The organism is Stenotrophomonas sp. PA-6-5C (genome assembly GCF_021605635.1).
Taxonomy (GTDB): domain Bacteria; phylum Pseudomonadota; class Gammaproteobacteria; order Xanthomonadales; family Xanthomonadaceae; genus Stenotrophomonas; species Stenotrophomonas lactitubi.
The window spans coordinates 1-16,034 of sequence record NZ_WKEE01000008.1 but is presented as its reverse complement, the minus strand read 5'-3'; the positions used below and the strand labels follow the sequence as shown (position 1 = coordinate 16,034).

Here is a 16,034-nt window from a genome sequence, read left to right as displayed (position 1 = left end):
GCTTGGCATTATTCACAGCACGCACCTCGATTTCCGGCCTGAATCCGCTTAATCTGGCCAATGCCCGCCACGATTCCTGTTAATTCTGTGAATTCTTCAGCCCCCCAGCGCCAACTCGGTCTGCGCCTGCTACGCCTGCGCGAGCAGCGTGGCTACAGCCAGGCCGACCTTGCCCGCGCATTGGGGCTGTCGGCCAGCTACCTGAACCAGATCGAGCGCAACAAGCGTCCACTGACGCCTTCGGTGCAGAAGAAGCTGGGCGAGGTGTTGGGCGATGTTTCCGCCCTGTTCGACGACAATGAGCCCGCCGCACTGCAGGAGTCGCTGGGCGAGACCCTGCGCGACTTGGGCCTGGCCGACGTCAGCGCCACCGAACTGCGCGCGCTGGCCGGCAACCTGCCGCAGGTCAGCCGCGCGCTGCTGGACCTGCACCGCCGCCACCTGGCATTGCGCGAGCATGCCGCCGCGCTGGAATTCCAGTTGGGCGAGCCCGGCGCGGGCAGCACGCTGCCGGCCGGTGACCAGGTGCGCGAGTTCTTCAACCGCATGCACAACCACATCCCCGAACTGGACGAACTGGCCGAGCAGCTGTTCGCCGAATGGGGGCTGGCGCCGGGACACGTGGCACCACGGCTGCGCCAGTTGCTGGCCGACCGTCACGGGGTGCTGGTGGAAGTAGCCGCGCTGCAGGCCGGGCGCGAGAAGCGCCAGTACGACGCCGGCAGCCGTACGTTGTGGCTGCCCGACTACCTGGAGCCGGGCCAGCAGGCGTTCCAGATGGCGGTCGAGCTGGCACTGCGCGGCTACCTGCCGCAGATCGATGCGGTGATCGCGCGCACCGGCTTCACCGACGATGCGCGCATCGCGCAGGCGCGCATCGGCCTGTCCAACTATTTCGCCGGCGCGCTGGTGATGCCGTACATGCGCTTTCTGCGCGCGGCCGAGGCCAGCAGCTATGACATCGAGCTGCTGGCGCACCAGTTCGGCGTGGGATTCGAGGCGGTCTGCCATCGCTTGAGTACGCTGGCACGCCGCAGCGCCCCGGGCCTGCCGTTCTTCTTCATCCGCGTGGACCGCGCCGGCAACGTGTCCAAGCGCCACTCGGCCACCGATTTCCACTTCTCGCAGGTGGGTGGTTCGTGCCCGTTGTGGATCGTCTACGAGGCGTTCAACCAGCCCGGACGCATCCTCACCCAGACCGCGCGCATGCCCGATGGCCGCCGCCATTTCTGGCTGGCACGGCAGGTCAGCAGCGGCCCGGTGGGCCACGGCCAGCCACGCAAGACCTTCGCGGTGGCACTGGGCTGTGACCTGCAGCATGCGGACAGGCTGGTGTATTCGCTGGGGTTGGACGTGCAGAGCCCGGGCAATTCGGTGTCGATCGGGCCGGGCTGCCGGGTGTGCCCGCGCGAGGACTGCATGCAGCGCGCGTTTACCCAGTTGCCGGGAAGGTAGGGGCTGGTTCGGCAGGGCTGCGCCCTGTACCTGCTTCAATCCAAGGCGACAGCAAAAGCAACAGCGGGCATTCCGTGGGATGGCATGGCCTGCTTTTGGTGGGTGTCGACCTTGGTCGACACGGTAGATCCACGCCATGCGTGGATGCGCTTCGATGAATTGTCGACTATTCGATTTCGTTGGAGATGCATCCACGCATGGCGTGGATCTACTAAACCTTTCGAGCGTAGGCTGCATCCCACTGGGGATGCCCGCCCCGGAGACCGCCATGCCCCTGCTGCGCCCCTGCCTGGCCCTGCTGCTTGCTGCCGTCGCTGCGCCGGCATGGGCCAAGTTCTCCATTGCCGCCTGCAACGACGCCGGCGACTGCGGCGTGGCGGTGGCCACCCACAACCTCGCCGTCGGCGGTGTCGGCGTGCCGTGGGCGCAGGCCAAGGTCGGCGCGGTCGCCAGCCAGTTCGAAACCAACCCGACCTATGGTTCGAAGGGGCTGGCGCTGCTGGCCAAGGGCCATACGCCACAGCAGGTGCTCAAGCAACTGCTTGACGAGGACGGCGACTTCGATGGCACCACCATCGCCGAACGCCAGGTCGGGCTGGTCAGTGCGCGTGGCGGCAACGCGCAGTACACCGGCGCCACCGCACAGCAGGCCGATTGGGCGGGTGCCGTTGGCGATGGCCAGGTGAGCGTGCAGGGCAACGGACTGGCCGGGCCGGACGTACTTGCGGCGATGCAACGCGCGTTTGCGGCCACCCACGGTGAGCTTGCCGCGCGGCTGTTGGCCGCGCTGGAAGCAGGACAAGCGGCAGGCGGGCAACGCAGCGGGCAATGGTCGGCGGCGCTGCTGGTGCGAACGCCGGGCGGCGACTGGCAGGACACCGACCTGCGCGTGGATGCCGATCCGCGCGCCGTAGCGCGATTGCGCGAGCTGTACGACATGCGGCTTTCAAATGACGCGATCATCCGCGCCGAGCAGCAGTGGGAACGCGGCGATGTTGCGGCTGCGCGCGCATCGCTGGCCACATCGCTTGCGCTCGCGCATGGCTGGGACCGCACGTGGGCGCGTGCCGCGCGATTGGCAATGTCGCACGGTGAAGCCGCATTGGCCCGCGAGTACCTGGCGGGATTGCGCACGCTCAATCCGGGATGGGTGAAGCAGGAACTGGCCTTGCCGTTGTACGCGCCATTGCGCGGCGATGCGGTGGTCGAGGCGTGGCGGTAGCCCGCGGTAGATCCACGCCATGCGTGGATGCCTCCACTCAATAGATCGGCGTCACCTTCATCTGCGGCAACGGCCGTGGCGATCCGTCGGTGAGGTCGGGGCCGAGGTCATCCCAACTGCGCCCCTGCTCCACCATCAACCCCCACAGCTGCTGCGATGCCAGCCGCTTGTCTTCCGAGCCCAGCTTGTAGGACGGCGGTGGCGGCGCGCCGGTGGCCACCATCGCATAGGCCGCGCGATAGGCCAGCACCTGCTGCGCCGGATCATCGGTGCGCGAAATCTCCAGCGTGTAGCGCTGGTAGGCCGAGGCCAGGTTGCGCCAACGGATCCAGTAATGGTTCTCGAACGAGAACGAACAGAAGCGTGCGCCGGCCAGGCTGCCCTTGTCGGCGATGCGGGTCAGCACCTCCTGTGGCATGTCCAGGTTCATGCCGCCCTCGTCGCCCTGCAGGCTCACATGCACGATGCGGTCGCGATAACCGGGCGCACGCGCCTGCAGCAGGTCGCGCCAGTTCTGCATGGTGGCCACCACCGCAAACAGGAAGCGGCCCAGTTCGCCGGCCGCCAACGGCGTGGCAATGGACTGGTAATGGCGCTGCCATCCATGGCGGTTCTCGGTGGGCAGGAATACCGAGCGCTCCAGCGCCGGACGGCTGTCGCTCTCGCGCACCACCGGTTCGGGGCGTTGCGGGTAAACCAGGTTGATGGCAAAGGTCGGCCAGCGCGGCAGCGCCGCATCGAACAGGTGGATAGGGAAGTTGCTGCTGATGCCACCATCGGAGAACCAGCACACCCGGAACGCGGTGATCACCGGACCGCAGGCCTGGCCTGCGCTGGTCAGGCCCTCCATGCTGTCGGCCACGTTGTGCCCGGCCTCGCCTCCAGCCGTCGATGTCGGCTCGCAGCGACGTTCGCGACGCGAAGGCTCATGCAGCGGCACCGCGCTGATCAGCAGCGGGAAGCTGAGGCTCATGCGTGTGGCCACCAGTACCGGCAACGACGCGCCCTGCGGCAGGTGGTAGTAGTTGCGACCCTCAACCTCGCGCGGTGGACCGGCATGGTCGACCATCCACTGCACAACGCTGGCCGGAAACAGCTGCTCGAACTCCTCGCGCAGGAACCAGAACTGCGCGCCGCCCAACGGCAATGTGCGCGGTTCATTGTGCGAAACGCAGGTGGTGATCATCTGCAGGGTGATCGCATGCGGACTGTGTGGTTCGCCTACATAACGCGGCGCGTCGTGCAGATCGGCGAAAGTCAGCGGTGCATCCATCGGCTTGCCCGACAGCTGCTGCAGGCTTTCATGCAGCCACTCGGTCAGCGCCGGCGTGCCTGCGTCCCGGCTCAGTCCACTGCAGAGCCCCAGCAGGTTGCGCCGCGCCACCCGTGCCACACGCAGCGCAGCGCCGGCTACACCTGCACCATAGGCACACAACAGCGACGGCAGCAGGGTCGCCGCCACGCCGCTCCAGCCACCGCCCCACCAGCCCAGGCCAAGCAGCAGTGCCAGCGACACCAGCACTTCCAGCGGCGCGATCTGGAACACCGCGATGGCCAGGCACAGCAGCTTGCGCGGCCAGCCGGCGTTGCCGGTCAGCACCACCAGCAGCCGATACGCAGCGCGTGCGCCAGCGGCCGGCTGGAACAGGCCGTAGATGAATCCACGCCGCGACAACTGTGCCGACACCGCCGACAGGCCGCCATATCCCGCATCGCCGGGCAGGGTTTCGCCTGCCTGCTGGCGCCGGTCACCGTATGCCGCAGCGGCCGCCACGGCAGCGGCGATCGCGCCGGCCGACGTGCCACCGATGCTCTTGAAACGGTATTCGCGGGCCAGCGCGAGCACCGCGTTGGGATACACGATGCCGCTGGTGATGCCGCCTTTCATGACCAGATCGCAGTACTTGTCTGCCACTACCCTTCCTCCGCTTGCCAACGGCGCGCCGCAGCGCGTATTGCCATCCCTGGACCGGTGAGACCTGCCTGTCATTGCCATAGCGCTTGGGCGCGGGGCACGGAACGTGTGAAAGGCTCCCATCCAACGCCAGGAATGCAGTATGACGTGGAGCCCTCTCACTGCCTGAGACCACCGCCGCAGTTGTGCAGGCACGTGGCCGGCAGGCAGCCGCCATACCGTGCTGGCAGCTGTCTGGCACCACTGGCGGAGACTTGACCGGCGGCACCGAAGGCGTAGCATCTGCAGCAAGCCAAGGGACAGACCCTTCGCTGCCACAACGACATGAGGGATTCTCATGGAATTCGACTATCTCGTCTTCATCGGGCGTTTCGAGCCCTTCCACAACGGCCATGCCGCCGTTGCCCGCCTTGCCCTGAGCAGGGCCCGCAAGCTGATCTTCCTGGTCGGCTCTGCCGATACCCCCCGCAGCCTGCGCAATCCCTGGACCGTGGCCGAACGCGCCGTGATGATCCAGGCCGCCCTCGATGGCAACGCCGATCGCCTGCTGATCCAGCCACTGCGTGACCACCTGTACAACGAAGCCCAGTGGATCGCCAGCGTGCAGCGCCATGTGGCCGAAGCCCTGCGCAACGATGGTGCCGCACCCGATGCGAAGGTCGGCCTGATCGGCATGGACAAGGATGCTTCCAGCTACTACCTGCGGGAGTTCCCACAATGGCCGCTGGTCGACGTGCAGCACACTGCTACCTTGTCGGCCACCGAGTTGCGCCGTTACCTGTTCGAAGCCGGCGACGTGGATTTCCACGGTGCACTGCTGATGCTGCGCGGCAATGTACCGGCACCGGTGTACGACATGCTCGAGGCGTTCCGCAGAAGCTCGCCGGCCTACGCGCAGCTGGTGGCCGAGTACCGTTTCATCGAGCAGTACAAGGCCGCCTGGAAGGATGCGCCATACGCACCCACCTTCGTCACCACCGATGCGGTGGTCGTGCACTCGGGCCACGTACTGCTGGTCCGCCGTCGTTCGGCACCGGGCAAGGGCCTATGGGCGCTGCCCGGCGGCTTCGTCGGCCAGGAACAGAGCCTGCTCGACAGCTGCCTGCGCGAACTACGCGAGGAAACCCGGCTGAAGATTCCACTGCCGGTGCTGAAAGGCTCGCTGAAGGGCCAGCAGGTGTTCGACCATCCCGAGCGCAGCCAGCGCGGCCGCACCATCACCCATGCCTTCCACTTCGAATTCCCCGCTGGCGAACTGCCGGCGGTGCGCGGTGGCGACGACGCCGACAAGGCGCGCTGGATTCCGGTCAGCGAGGCGCTGGACATGGGCCCGCAGCTGTTTGAAGACCACCTGCACATCCTGGAGTACTTCCTGGGCCGGGGCTGATCCGACCGGGCCCTGCAGAACCTGTTTTCCCCACCGGCGGACAGACCACCGGTGCCACTCGACGCGAAGGAGCTTCCGTCATGCATTACCTCGATAACCTTCTCCTCAACACCGACAGCTACAAGGCCAGCCACTGGCTGCAGTATCCGCCGGGTACCGACGCCACGTTCTTCTACGTGGAGTCGCGCGGCGGCCTGCACGATCGCACGGTGTTCTTCGGCCTGCAGGCGATCCTCAAGGATGCCCTGGCACGGCCGGTCACCCACGCCGACATCGACGACGCCGCAGCGCTGTTCGCCGCGCATGGCGAACCGTTCAACGAAGCCGGCTGGCGCGATATCGTCGAGCGTCTCGGCGGCCATCTGCCGGTACGCATCCGCGCCGTACCCGAAGGCAGCGTGGTGCCCACGCACCAGGCACTGATGACCATCGAGTCGACCGACCCCGCCGCCTTCTGGGTGCCGTCCTACCTGGAAACCCTGCTGCTGCGCGTGTGGTACCCGGTCACCGTGGCGACCATCAGCTGGCATGCGCGGCAGACCATCGCCGGCTTCCTGCAGCAGACCAGCGATGACCCCCAGGGGCAGCTGCCGTTCAAGCTGCACGACTTCGGCGCACGCGGCGTCTCCAGCCTGGAATCTGCCGCACTTGGCGGTGCCGCGCACCTGGTCAACTTCCTCGGCACCGATACGGTGTCGGCGCTGTGCCTTGCACGTGCGCACTACCACGCGCCGATGGCGGGCTATTCGATTCCGGCCGCCGAGCACAGCACCATCACCAGCTGGGGCCGCGAGCGCGAAGTGGATGCGTACCGCAACATGCTGCGCCAGTTCGGCACGCCCGGTGCGATCGTGGCCGTGGTGTCGGACAGCTATGACATCTACCGTGCCATCAGCGAACACTGGGGTACCACCCTGCGCGAGGAAGTGATCGCTTCCGGCGCCACGCTGGTCATCCGCCCGGATTCTGGCGACCCGGTCGAGGTGGTCGCCGAGAGCCTGCTGCGGTTGGATGCCGCGTTCGGTCACACGATCAACGGCAAGGGCTATAGGGTGCTCAACCGTGTCCGCGTCATCCAGGGCGATGGCATCAACCCGGACACGATCCGCGCGATCCTGCAGCGCACCACCGATGATGGCTACTCGGCCGACAACGTGGCCTTCGGCATGGGCGGCGCGCTGCTGCAGCGGCTGGACCGCGATACCCAGAAGTTCGCACTGAAGTGCTCGGCAGCGCGGGTGGACGGTGACTGGATCGACGTCTACAAGGATCCGGTCACCGATGCCGGCAAGGCCAGCAAGCGCGGCCGTATGCGCCTGCTGCGCCGCCTGGACGACGGCAGCCTGCATACGATGCCGCTGCCGGCCGATGGCGATGACACCCTTCCGGCTGGCTTCGAGGATGCGATGGTGACCGTGTGGGAGAACGGCCGCCTGCTGCACGACCAGCGCCTGGATGACATCCGCGCGCGGGCCGCTGCCCAGCGTTGAGGACCCATCCACGCATGGCGTGGATCTACCTGGGGGTCAGAGCCTGTTGCGGGGCGGCGGGATCCGGCCCTTGGGCCTTGACCGGCGCCGTCAACACGTCCACCGTGGGCGCGCCGAAGGTATCCCTGCCGTGGTCTGGATGACGACAGGGATTTAAACGGGAATCCGGTGAAGGCGCCTCGCGCGCCCATTCCGGAGCTGCCCCGCAGCGGTGAATGGAAACGAATCCTGCCAACAGCACTGGGCTCGCGCCTGGGAAGCGGCAGGTAGTAGGTGGGCTGCGGCCCGTGTCCATCAGCCCGAATACCGGCCCCGGCCGGGGGACTCGACCGTCCCCTGACTCGACCTGGAATCTCCGCGGGGAGGTTGCCGGGGCCATCGTCGTCCTGCGCGTGCAGGCTGCGTGGCCGCGCGCGTCCTGTTCACGGTTTCCGGCCAGACCCGTTGCCCACGCCCAGACGCACCCGACGATGAACGAGCTCCAACGCCCCACCCTGACTCTTCCCGACAACGGCCAGCGACTGCTGCTGCATTCGTGCTGCGCGCCGTGCTCGGGCGAAGTGATGGAGGCGATCACCGCCTCCGGAATCGACTACGCGATCTTCTTCTACAACCCCAACATCCACCCGGTGAAGGAGTACGAGCTGCGCAAGCAGGAGAACATCCGCTTCGCCGAGCAGCACAACATTCCCTTCATCGACTGCGACTACGACACCGACAACTGGTTCAGCCGTGCGCGTGGCATGGAGAATGAACCCGAGCGCGGCATCCGCTGCACGATGTGCTTCGACATGCGTTTCGAGCGCACCGCGCTGTACGCGCACGAACACGGCTACGACACCATCAGCTCCTCGCTGGGCATCTCGCGCTGGAAGAACATGGCGCAGATCAACGACTGCGGCGTGCGCGCCGCCTCGCATTACGAAGGCCTGCAGTACTGGGACTACAACTGGCGCAAGGGTGGTGGTGCCAGCCGCATGGTCGAGATCAGCAAACGCGAGCAGTTCTACCAGCAGGAATACTGTGGCTGCGTGTATTCGCTGCGCGATGCCAACCGCCACCGCCGCGAGAACGGCCGCGAGCGCATCAAGATCGGCCTGCTGTATTACGGGCAGGACAATGACGCCGCCAGCAGCGATTGACGTGCGCGCGAGGGGCGGCCACGCTGGTCGCCCTTCTTCCGTTGTGCCGGACCTGCCATGACCACCCTGCCCGCTGACGTCGCCCTGCTGGTGATCGACCTGCAGCCGGACTTCATGCCCGGTGGCGCCCTCGCATGCGAACAGGGCGATGCGCTGGTGGCGCCGATCACAACACTGCTGGCCGAGCGCCGCTACCGCACCGTGGTGGCGACCCAGGACTGGCACCCCGCCGACCATGCCTCCTTTGCCAGCCAGCATCCGGGGCATCTGCCTTTTGAAGCGATCCTGCTGCACGCGCAGCCGCAGACGCTGTGGCCGGACCACTGCGTGCAAGGCAGCGCGGGCGCCGCACTGCACCCCGGCGTGGACTGGACCGTAGCCGACCTCATCCTGCGCAAGGGCACCCGCCAGCAGGTGGATTCGTACAGCGCCTTCCGCGAAAACCACGGCCCCGACGGCACGCGCCCGGCGACCGGACTGGCCGGCTGGCTGCACGAACGAGGGATCCGCGAGGTGCACGTGTGCGGGTTGGCGCGCGATTACTGCGTGCTGTGGAGCGCGCAGGACGCGGTGAAGTCCGGCTTCCGGGTGAAGTTCCTGTGGGAGCTGACCCGCCCGGTGACCGACGCCAACGACGGCATGGTGCGCGAGGCCTTGGCGAAGGCGAGGATTGCGATCCTGTAAGCGGCATGTCGCCTCTGCCGCTTGTGTGACTGATTCGCAACCTGCAGAATCGAGCCATCCAGCCCTCCAAGTACGCCCCCCAACAGATCGCGGGACGGCCGAACCGAGGGCTTTTCATTGGATGACGCCAGGAGGGCAAAGGTATGCCGACGGCAGTTCTCATTGATGGCGGCTACTTCATCAAGCGCTTTCGCCGCATCGAACCCCACAACGCTTACAACGCTCAACGCGCCGCCGAGGTCGCCCACCGATGGGCCATCGCCCATCTGAAGCATGCAAGTGGCGAGCGAAGGGATCTCTATCGCATCTTCTTCTACGACTGCCCGCCGCTGCGCAAGAAGATGCACAACCCGATTTCTGGTCTGTGCACCGACTATTCGCGATCCGACGAAGCGCTCTTCAGAACCAGCCTGCACGAGGCACTGAAGCAAAAGCGGAAGGTCGCCCTGCGTCTTGGCCATCTCACCGACTTCAGTTCGTGGACGACCGGGTCACGAACCTTCGACGACCTGCTCAAGGGAAAGCGAACGTTCGGCGATCTTCAGGCCGACGAGCTGCAACCGAATGTGCGACAGAAAGGCGTGGATATGCGTATCGGGATCGACATTTCGTCACTCGCCCTCAAGCGTCAGGTCCGCCAGATCATTCTGATGGCGGGTGATGCTGACTTCGTGCCGGCCGCGAAGCTCGCCCGACGTGAAGGGGTCGATTTCGTGCTGGATCCGATGTGGTCATCCATTCCCAAAGGGCTGATGGAACACATTGATGGCGTGCGCTCTACTTGCCCCAGACCATTGGAGCAACAGCGGGCGCATCGCGGGCAATTGCCGTGTGCCATCCTGGGAACCACCAGTGCTACCTGAACACCACCGTGCGGTGCCCGTTGAGCAGGATTCGGTGCTCCACGTGCCGGCGAACCGCCCGCGCCAGCACCTGCGATTCGGTATCGCTGCCCAGCCGTACCAGCTCCCTCGGGGTCATCGCGTGGTCCACGCGGGCCACGTCCTGTTCGATGATCGGGCCTTCGTCCAGATCCTCGGTGACGTAGTGCGCGGTGGCGCCGATGATCTTGACCCCACGCGCGTGCGCCTGGTGGTACGGCTGCGCGCCCTTGAAGCTGGGCAGGAAGCTGTGGTGGATGTTGATTGCCCTGCCCGCCAGCGCACGGCACAGAGTGGGCGAAAGAATCTGCATGTAGCGCGCCAGCACCACCAGGTCGATGCGCTCGCGTTCGACCAGGTCGATGATCTGCTGTTCCTGCGCCGCACGCGTGTCCGAGTTCACCGGCAGATGGTGGAACGGCACCTGGTAGGACGCCGCCAGCGCTGCGAAGTCAGCATGGTTGGATGCCACCGCAGCGATATCCACCTTCAGCTGGCCGCTGTGTGCGCGGAACAGCAGGTCGTTCAGGCAATGGCCCTGCTTGCTGACCAGTACCAGCAGGCGTGGCCGGCGGCGCCCGTCATGCAACTGCCAGTCCATGCCGAAGTCCGCTGCCAGTGCGGCCATCGCCTTGTGCACGGTGTTCAGCGGCAGGCCCGCATCGCGGTCGAAGTGCACGCGCAGGAAGAAGCGACCGCTCTCCTCGTCGCCGAACTGCTGGGCGTCGAGGATGTTGCAGCCGTGGTCGAACAACAGGCCCGACACGCGATAGACGATGCCGGTGCGGTCGGGACAGGAGAGGGTGAGGATGGAATCGGGGCGCATTGCCCGAGTGTAGGGCAGCACACTCCCGCGGTGCACGATGCTGTCAAATGCAACCATCAGTTAGAAACGAGGCGCAGAGCGCGCATGATTGGAGCAAGTTCCTCCCCCGCACCTCGCCAACCGGTTCCAGTTTCAATGACCCGACCCTCGCGAACAAGGTGAAAGACCGGAGTCTGCTGACGGTCGAAAGCCGCCCACCTCTTGTCCATGTACATCACGCTCATCGGCAGCTCAGGATGAAGTCCATTCCATTCGGCGATGCTATCGCCGGCCCAGTGCGGGCCATTGGGCACTACCAACACCAGCTTAGCGCGGAGCCCCTGGTAGGCAGGTTGGGCGACAATGTTCTGCAGAGCTCTTCGTGAGTGGCCACAACCCGGATGAACGATGGCAACAACCTGATCTCCGCTCAGCCGTATCGAATCACGAACGAGGGAACCGTCAGCCTGGACTGCGTACACGGGCAGGCCGGGCGGGAAGCGGCCCGGAAGAACCCGCGGAAGCGCCGGGACATTACTGAGCCACTGGCGACGCAACCGTTCTGCTTGGGCAAAATCGCCCCTTGCCACGTGTAGTCCTATCAGCCTGCGATGATGCTCAGCGCCGGCGGTGCCGCGCTCGACCAACAGGCCGTACTGTGCCAACGCATTGCGCAGCGGTTCTGCATCCGGTACGTAGTTGGCGAACAGCGCCGCAGCCTTGAACTGGTCCTCGATGACGCGGTCCTTGCTTCTGCAGCCGACCGTACGTGATGCCGTGCGACCCGCACGGTAGATGTGCGACAGCGCCTCGATGCGATCACGTGCAGATGCATTCAGCGTTGTCGCCTCCGCCTTCAACAGCTGTGTGTAGGTATCGGCCTTACACATGGATACAGGGCTGATACTGGACGCAGCTCCTAGAACAAGCATCCATCCGGGGAGCAGCATGCGCGCTCAACAACCCGACATGCAGACGAACTCTGTGGACTCTCTGCACGTGGCACGGGCGACACATCGATATCCCATGTGATCCTCCACGAGCTCACCGGATTGGACATACGAGCGATGGATATCGCGATCAACCTCATTCTCGACACGCAACCCTGGCATCAGCCGGAGTGTGCGTTCGGCACCGAACAGCGACAGCAGCCGGTGGGCTTGACTGTAGCTCAGCTCGCTGGCGATGGCTTCCGTCGAGTAGCCAACCAGGCCGTTCTCGTTGAACGACAGCGAGGTCAGGAACTGCTCCAGCCCGTGCACGGACAGGAGCGCCAGCGGCGAATCCACGGGGATCACGGCGAGATAGCTGTCCAGGCGCGCTGCGCTGGATATCTGGGCGTTCTTCTGCGCGACGAGCACCTGCTCACGTACTGATTCCCGCACACCATCGCCCGTCTGGGCGGCAGCGGCAGCGGAGTAGGCAAGCACCAGTGCAAGCAAAGAGACGCGCATGCGGTTCTGCATGATGAACTCCTGTATGCGGCGAACGTGCCATGGTCAGCGTAGTGCGGGGCGTTGCGGCAGGATTGTGCGTGCGGTCTCGCAATGCCTGCATTGCAACAATTCCTATGCCACCGGCCGCTGGGGTTCGCGGGCAAAGCGGCGCTTGGTACAGACCCAAGCGATACTTGGCCTTCCGCATGGCAAGCTGGTCGGTCATGAACCTGTTGCAGCTCATCCGCAGCTTCACCCGCACCGCAGAGACCGGCAGCATTGCCGCTGCGGCACGCACCCTTGGCATCAGCGCCACCGCCGTGGGCCAGAACATCAACCGTCTGGAAGCCCACCTGGGCGTGCGCCTGCTGAATCGCAGTACGCGCCAGCTGGCGCTGAGCGAGGCCGGCACGGTGTACCTGGCACAGGTGCGGCATCTCGAAGCCGACCTGGCACGCGCGCAGGCCATGGTCACCGGCGACGTGGAACCGGCTGGGCCCCTGCGCATCGCCAGCAGCAGCGCGTTCGGCCGGCACGTGCTGGCACCGCTGCTGCCCTCGCTGCAGCAGCGCTACCCGCAGCTGCAGCTGGAACTGCGCCTGACCGATCGCGCCGTGCAGCACGGTGCCGAGGCGGTGGATGCAAGCATCCGCATTGGCGCGCAGCTGGAGGACGGCCTGGTGGCGCGGCCCCTGGCACGCATTCCGTTCGTCTTCTGCGCATCGCCGGCGTACCTGCAGGCACACGGCACGCCGCTGGAGCCGGCGCAGCTGGCCACCCATCGCGGCCTGCTGCACCGCTTCCCCACCGATGGCCGACCACTGCGCTGGGGCCTGCTGAAGGATGGCCAGCGGGTGGACGCGGCACTGCCGCCGAGCATGGTCTGCGACGACATCGATGCGCTGGCCGAACTGGCCGCTGCCGGTGCGGGTATCACCCGGCTGGCGGCGTTCGTGGCCGAACCGTACCTGGGCGACGGGCGACTGCAGTCGGTGTTCGGGCCCGCCACCGACTGGAAGCCGGAGCCGATGGAGGTCTACTTCTGCGTCAGCGACCGCCGCGATTTCACCGCCAAGATCCGCGCGCTGTTCGAGCACCTGCAGGCCGGCCTGCCGCCGGCCTGGAAGGTGTAGTGCTCAGCGCGGACTGAACACGCCGCGGGCGTCGCGCGGCTCGCAGCGCAGGTACTGCGGCGCCGGCACCACGCTGTCACCCAGCGCAGCAGCGGCGTGCCACGGCCAACGCGGGTCGTACAGAATGCCGCGGGCCAGCGCGATGGCATCGGCTTGGTTGTGGCGCAGGATCGATTCGGCCTGCTCCGGCTCGGTGATCATGCCTACCGCGATCACCGGCATGCGCACCTTCTTGGCCTTGATCGCCGCCGCGAACGGCACCTGGTAGCCCGGGCCGACGCTGATCTTCTGGCGCTCGTGCAGGCCGCCACTGGAAACGTGCAGGAAATTGCAGCCACGTGCGTCAAGCACCTGTGCCAGCGCCTCGCTCTGCACGATGTCCCAGCCGCCCTCGACCCAGTCGCTGGCGGAGATGCGCACGCCCACGGCGACCTTGTCCGACACCGCGGCACGCACCGCGTCGAACACTTCCACCAGCATCCGCAGCCGGTTCGGCAGCGAGCCGCCGTAGCCATCGGTGCGGCGGTTGCTCAGCGGCGACAGGAACTGGTGCAGCAGATAGCCGTGCGCAGCATGGATCTCGATCAGCTCGAAGCCCAGGCGCTCGGCGCGCACCGCGCTGGCGGCGAAGGCAGCAACGACTTCGGCGATGCCGGCCTCGTCCAGTTCCTGCGGCGCCGGATCGGCGGCATGGAACGGCAGCGGCGACGGTGCGACCGTGGCCCAGCCGCGCGCATCGTCGGCCGGCAGCTGGCCACCGCCATCCCACGGGCGCGCCGTAGAGGCCTTGCGGCCGGCATGGGCCAGCTGCACGCCCAGTGGCATCGGCGACCAGCGGCGCACGCTGGCCAGCACCTGCGCCAGGGCCGCTTCGGTGCCGTCATCCCACAGGCCCAGATCGGCCCAGCTGATGCGGCCTCGCGCTTCGACCGCAGTGGCCTCCAGGATCAACAGGCCCGCACCGGACTGCGCCAGGGTGCCCAGATGCATGGCGTGCCAGTCACTGGCGCGGCCGTCTTCGGCGGAGTACTGGCACATCGGCGCGACGACGATGCGGTTGGACAGGGTCAGGGGGCCGAAGGAGATCGGCGAAAACAGCTGGCTCACGGCAGTGGGGGTGTATCAAAGGGGGGGCGTATTGCACCGCTGTACGGCCGATAGATCAACCGTGTGGGTAGATCGCTGTTTCGTGGGCAAGGGCAGCCGAGCACAGGCTCGGCTCAGCGCGTGGTCCAGCCGGCCAGCGCCTCGGCGCAATCGCGCTCGTCCTTGAACTGCAGCAGGTCGTCGGCACGGGTGCGGCCACGGTTCAGCGCGGCCACCGGCAGGCCAGCCTTGGCTGCGGCCTGCACGAAGCGGAAGCCGGAATAGACCATCAGCGAGGAGCCCACCACCAGCACCGCATCCGCCTGCTGCAGGTGGTCGTGCACGGCATCCACACGCTCACGCGGCACGTTTTCGCCGAAGAACACCACGTCCGGCTTCAGCAGGCCGCCGCAGTGCGGGCAGTCCGGCACCGCGAACGTCGAGAAGTCGGTTTCCAGGTCGGCGTCGCCGTCGGGCGCGATACCGGCCTCCAGCGATTCCCAGCCGGGGTTGGCGTCCAGCAGCTGCTGCTGGAAGCCCTCACGCTCGCTGCGACGTTCGCAGCCCATGCAGCGCACCAGATCCAGGCGGCCGTGCAGGTCGATCACGTTGCGGCTGCCGGCACGCTGGTGCAGGCCATCCACGTTCTGGGTCAGCAGTACCTGCAGCTTGCCGCTGCCCTCCAGTGCGGCCAGCGCCTGGTGCGTGCCGTTGGGCCGGGCCTGGCCGAAGCGCGGCCAGCCCAGCAGGCTGCGCGCCCAGTAACGCTGGCGGGTGGCGGCCTCGCCCATGAAGGCCTGGTAGGTCACCGGCGGCGTGCGCTTCCACTGGCCATCGGCATCGCGGTAATCGGGAATGCCCGAGGCGGTGCTGCAGCCGGCGCCGGTCAGCACGAACAGCCGTTGGGCGCGGTCGATGAAGTCGGTGAGCGGCGGGGTCATGACAGCCAGATGGGGGCGCGCGGGCGCCCCCGCAAGCGTGGGCTCAGGCGGCCGGCGCGCCGGGCAGCTGCGGCACGGTCACCGGGTGGCCATCCTCGCCCAGGGCGATCATCACGAAGTGGCCGCGGGTGCACAGCTTGCGCTCGCCGCTGTGCAGGTCCTCGGCGATCAGCTCCACCTCGACCTTCATCGAGCTGCGGCCGACCTCGACGATGCGGCCGATGGTCTCCACCATCTGGCCGATGCGGATCGGCAGCTTGAAATCGACCTGGTCGCTGCGCGCGGTCACCACGGTGCGGCGCGAGTAGCGGGCGGCGGCCAGGAAGGCGGCCTTGTCCATCCATGCCAGCGCCTGGCCACCGAACAGGGTGCCCATGTGATTGGTGTGGTTGGGGAAGACGATTTCGGCCATGCGCACTTCGGTCGGCGGCACGGTCTCGGGGATGGGGGTCATGGG

Annotated in this window: 15 protein-coding genes and 1 riboswitch; of the genes, 8 read left to right on the top strand and 7 right to left on the bottom strand. The window is 66.7% G+C overall.

Going from position 1 to position 16,034, the window contains the following annotated elements; translation table 11 throughout:
• The first annotated feature begins 60 nt into the window (after positions 1-60).
• Complete coding sequence (locus GIW57_RS04805; protein ID WP_236509306.1) at positions 61-1,455, top strand: short-chain fatty acyl-CoA regulator family protein; 1,395 nt, start codon at positions 61-63, stop codon at positions 1,453-1,455.
• Positions 1,456-1,723: 268 nt separating this feature from the next.
• Positions 1,724-2,677 carry a DUF1028 domain-containing protein gene (locus tag GIW57_RS04800; RefSeq protein WP_236509305.1) on the top strand — a complete coding sequence of 318 codons (954 nt, stop codon included), beginning with the start codon at positions 1,724-1,726 and terminating at the stop codon, positions 2,675-2,677.
• Positions 2,678-2,714: 37 nt separating this feature from the next.
• On the opposite strand, the gene GIW57_RS04795 is transcribed toward GIW57_RS04800, so the two are convergent.
• Entirely contained in the window at positions 2,715-4,592 is a 1,878-nt protein-coding gene (locus GIW57_RS04795) for an RpoH suppressor (protein WP_329605743.1), read from the bottom strand.
• Positions 4,593-4,923: 331 nt separating this feature from the next.
• Between GIW57_RS04795 and GIW57_RS04790 the strand changes: the two genes are divergently transcribed.
• The 5 genes from GIW57_RS04790 (at position 4,924) to GIW57_RS04770 (ending at position 10,158) form a co-directional block, all read left to right on the top strand.
• Entirely contained in the window at positions 4,924-5,979 is a 1,056-nt protein-coding gene (locus GIW57_RS04790; RefSeq protein WP_100461891.1) for a bifunctional nicotinamide-nucleotide adenylyltransferase/Nudix hydroxylase, read from the top strand.
• Positions 5,980-6,059: 80 nt separating this feature from the next.
• Positions 6,060-7,469, top strand: coding sequence for a nicotinate phosphoribosyltransferase (locus tag GIW57_RS04785; RefSeq protein WP_236509304.1), 1,410 nt, complete (start codon positions 6,060-6,062; stop codon positions 7,467-7,469).
• Positions 7,470-7,583: 114 nt separating this feature from the next.
• Positions 7,584-7,799, top strand: a riboswitch (cobalamin riboswitch).
• Positions 7,800-7,939: 140 nt separating this feature from the next.
• Positions 7,940-8,611 (top strand): epoxyqueuosine reductase QueH, encoded by a 672-nt coding sequence (locus GIW57_RS04780; RefSeq protein ID WP_100461889.1) that lies wholly within the window; start codon positions 7,940-7,942, stop codon positions 8,609-8,611.
• A gap of 57 nt (positions 8,612-8,668) precedes the next feature.
• Positions 8,669-9,295: a bifunctional nicotinamidase/pyrazinamidase gene (gene pncA / locus GIW57_RS04775; protein ID WP_236509303.1), complete on the top strand. Its 627-nt coding sequence runs from the start codon at positions 8,669-8,671 to the stop codon at positions 9,293-9,295.
• Between the two features lie 143 nt (positions 9,296-9,438).
• A complete protein-coding gene (locus GIW57_RS04770; RefSeq protein WP_236509302.1) occupies positions 9,439-10,158 on the top strand; it encodes an NYN domain-containing protein in 720 nt (239 codons plus the stop codon).
• Here the strand turns inward: GIW57_RS04770 and purU are convergent.
• The 3 genes from purU to GIW57_RS04755 form a co-directional block, all read right to left on the bottom strand.
• Positions 10,151-11,002: a formyltetrahydrofolate deformylase gene (gene purU, locus GIW57_RS04765; protein ID WP_236509301.1), complete on the bottom strand. Its 852-nt coding sequence runs from the start codon at positions 11,000-11,002 to the stop codon at positions 10,151-10,153. The two genes, GIW57_RS04770 and purU, sit on opposite strands and share 8 nt — an antisense overlap.
• A 56-nt stretch (positions 11,003-11,058) precedes the next feature.
• Positions 11,059-11,871, bottom strand: coding sequence for a hypothetical protein (locus GIW57_RS04760; RefSeq protein ID WP_236509300.1), 813 nt, complete (start codon positions 11,869-11,871; stop codon positions 11,059-11,061).
• Between the two features lie 66 nt (positions 11,872-11,937).
• Positions 11,938-12,447: a hypothetical protein gene (locus GIW57_RS04755; RefSeq protein ID WP_236509299.1), complete on the bottom strand. Its 510-nt coding sequence runs from the start codon at positions 12,445-12,447 to the stop codon at positions 11,938-11,940.
• A 194-nt stretch (positions 12,448-12,641) separates the two neighbouring features.
• Here GIW57_RS04755 and GIW57_RS04750 point away from each other — a divergent pair, with 194 nt between their 5' ends.
• Positions 12,642-13,550, top strand: a complete 909-nt coding sequence (locus tag GIW57_RS04750; protein WP_236509298.1) for a LysR family transcriptional regulator — start codon at positions 12,642-12,644, stop codon at positions 13,548-13,550.
• 3 nt (positions 13,551-13,553) lie between these two features.
• Here GIW57_RS04750 and GIW57_RS04745 read toward each other — a convergent pair whose 3' ends face one another.
• The 3 genes from GIW57_RS04745 to GIW57_RS04735 all read right to left on the bottom strand — a co-directional run bounded on the left by GIW57_RS04745 (position 13,554) and on the right by GIW57_RS04735 (position 16,031).
• Entirely contained in the window at positions 13,554-14,657 is a 1,104-nt protein-coding gene (locus tag GIW57_RS04745; RefSeq protein WP_236509297.1) for an NADH:flavin oxidoreductase/NADH oxidase, read from the bottom strand.
• 113 nt (positions 14,658-14,770) lie between these two features.
• Positions 14,771-15,577 carry an NAD-dependent protein deacetylase gene (locus tag GIW57_RS04740; RefSeq protein ID WP_236509296.1) on the bottom strand — a complete coding sequence of 269 codons (807 nt, stop codon included), beginning with the start codon at positions 15,575-15,577 and terminating at the stop codon, positions 14,771-14,773.
• A gap of 43 nt (positions 15,578-15,620) precedes the next feature.
• A complete protein-coding gene (locus GIW57_RS04735) occupies positions 15,621-16,031 on the bottom strand; it encodes an acyl-CoA thioesterase (RefSeq protein WP_089241503.1) in 411 nt (136 codons plus the stop codon).
• Between the last annotated feature and the right edge of the window lie 3 nt (positions 16,032-16,034).

Excerpts from the sequence above, each read along its gene's own strand:
- GIW57_RS04805 (WP_236509306.1), top strand. The coding sequence starts at position 61 with ATGCCCGCCACGATTCCTGTTAATTCTGTGAATTCTTCAGCCCCCCAG.
- GIW57_RS04800 (WP_236509305.1), top strand. The coding sequence starts at position 1,724 with ATGCCCCTGCTGCGCCCCTGCCTGGCCCTGCTGCTTGCTGCCGTCGCT.
- GIW57_RS04785 (WP_236509304.1), top strand. The coding sequence starts at position 6,060 with ATGCATTACCTCGATAACCTTCTCCTCAACACCGACAGCTACAAGGCC.
- GIW57_RS04780 (WP_100461889.1), top strand. The coding sequence starts at position 7,940 with ATGAACGAGCTCCAACGCCCCACCCTGACTCTTCCCGACAACGGCCAG.
- pncA (WP_236509303.1), top strand. The coding sequence starts at position 8,669 with ATGACCACCCTGCCCGCTGACGTCGCCCTGCTGGTGATCGACCTGCAG.
- GIW57_RS04770 (WP_236509302.1), top strand. The coding sequence starts at position 9,439 with ATGCCGACGGCAGTTCTCATTGATGGCGGCTACTTCATCAAGCGCTTT.
- purU (WP_236509301.1), bottom strand. The coding sequence starts at position 11,002 with ATGCGCCCCGATTCCATCCTCACCCTCTCCTGTCCCGACCGCACCGGC.
- GIW57_RS04760 (WP_236509300.1), bottom strand. The coding sequence starts at position 11,871 with ATGTGTAAGGCCGATACCTACACACAGCTGTTGAAGGCGGAGGCGACA.
- GIW57_RS04755 (WP_236509299.1), bottom strand. The coding sequence starts at position 12,447 with ATGCAGAACCGCATGCGCGTCTCTTTGCTTGCACTGGTGCTTGCCTAC.
- GIW57_RS04750 (WP_236509298.1), top strand. The coding sequence starts at position 12,642 with ATGAACCTGTTGCAGCTCATCCGCAGCTTCACCCGCACCGCAGAGACC.
- GIW57_RS04740 (WP_236509296.1), bottom strand. The coding sequence starts at position 15,577 with ATGACCCCGCCGCTCACCGACTTCATCGACCGCGCCCAACGGCTGTTC.
- GIW57_RS04735 (WP_089241503.1), bottom strand. The coding sequence starts at position 16,031 with ATGACCCCCATCCCCGAGACCGTGCCGCCGACCGAAGTGCGCATGGCC.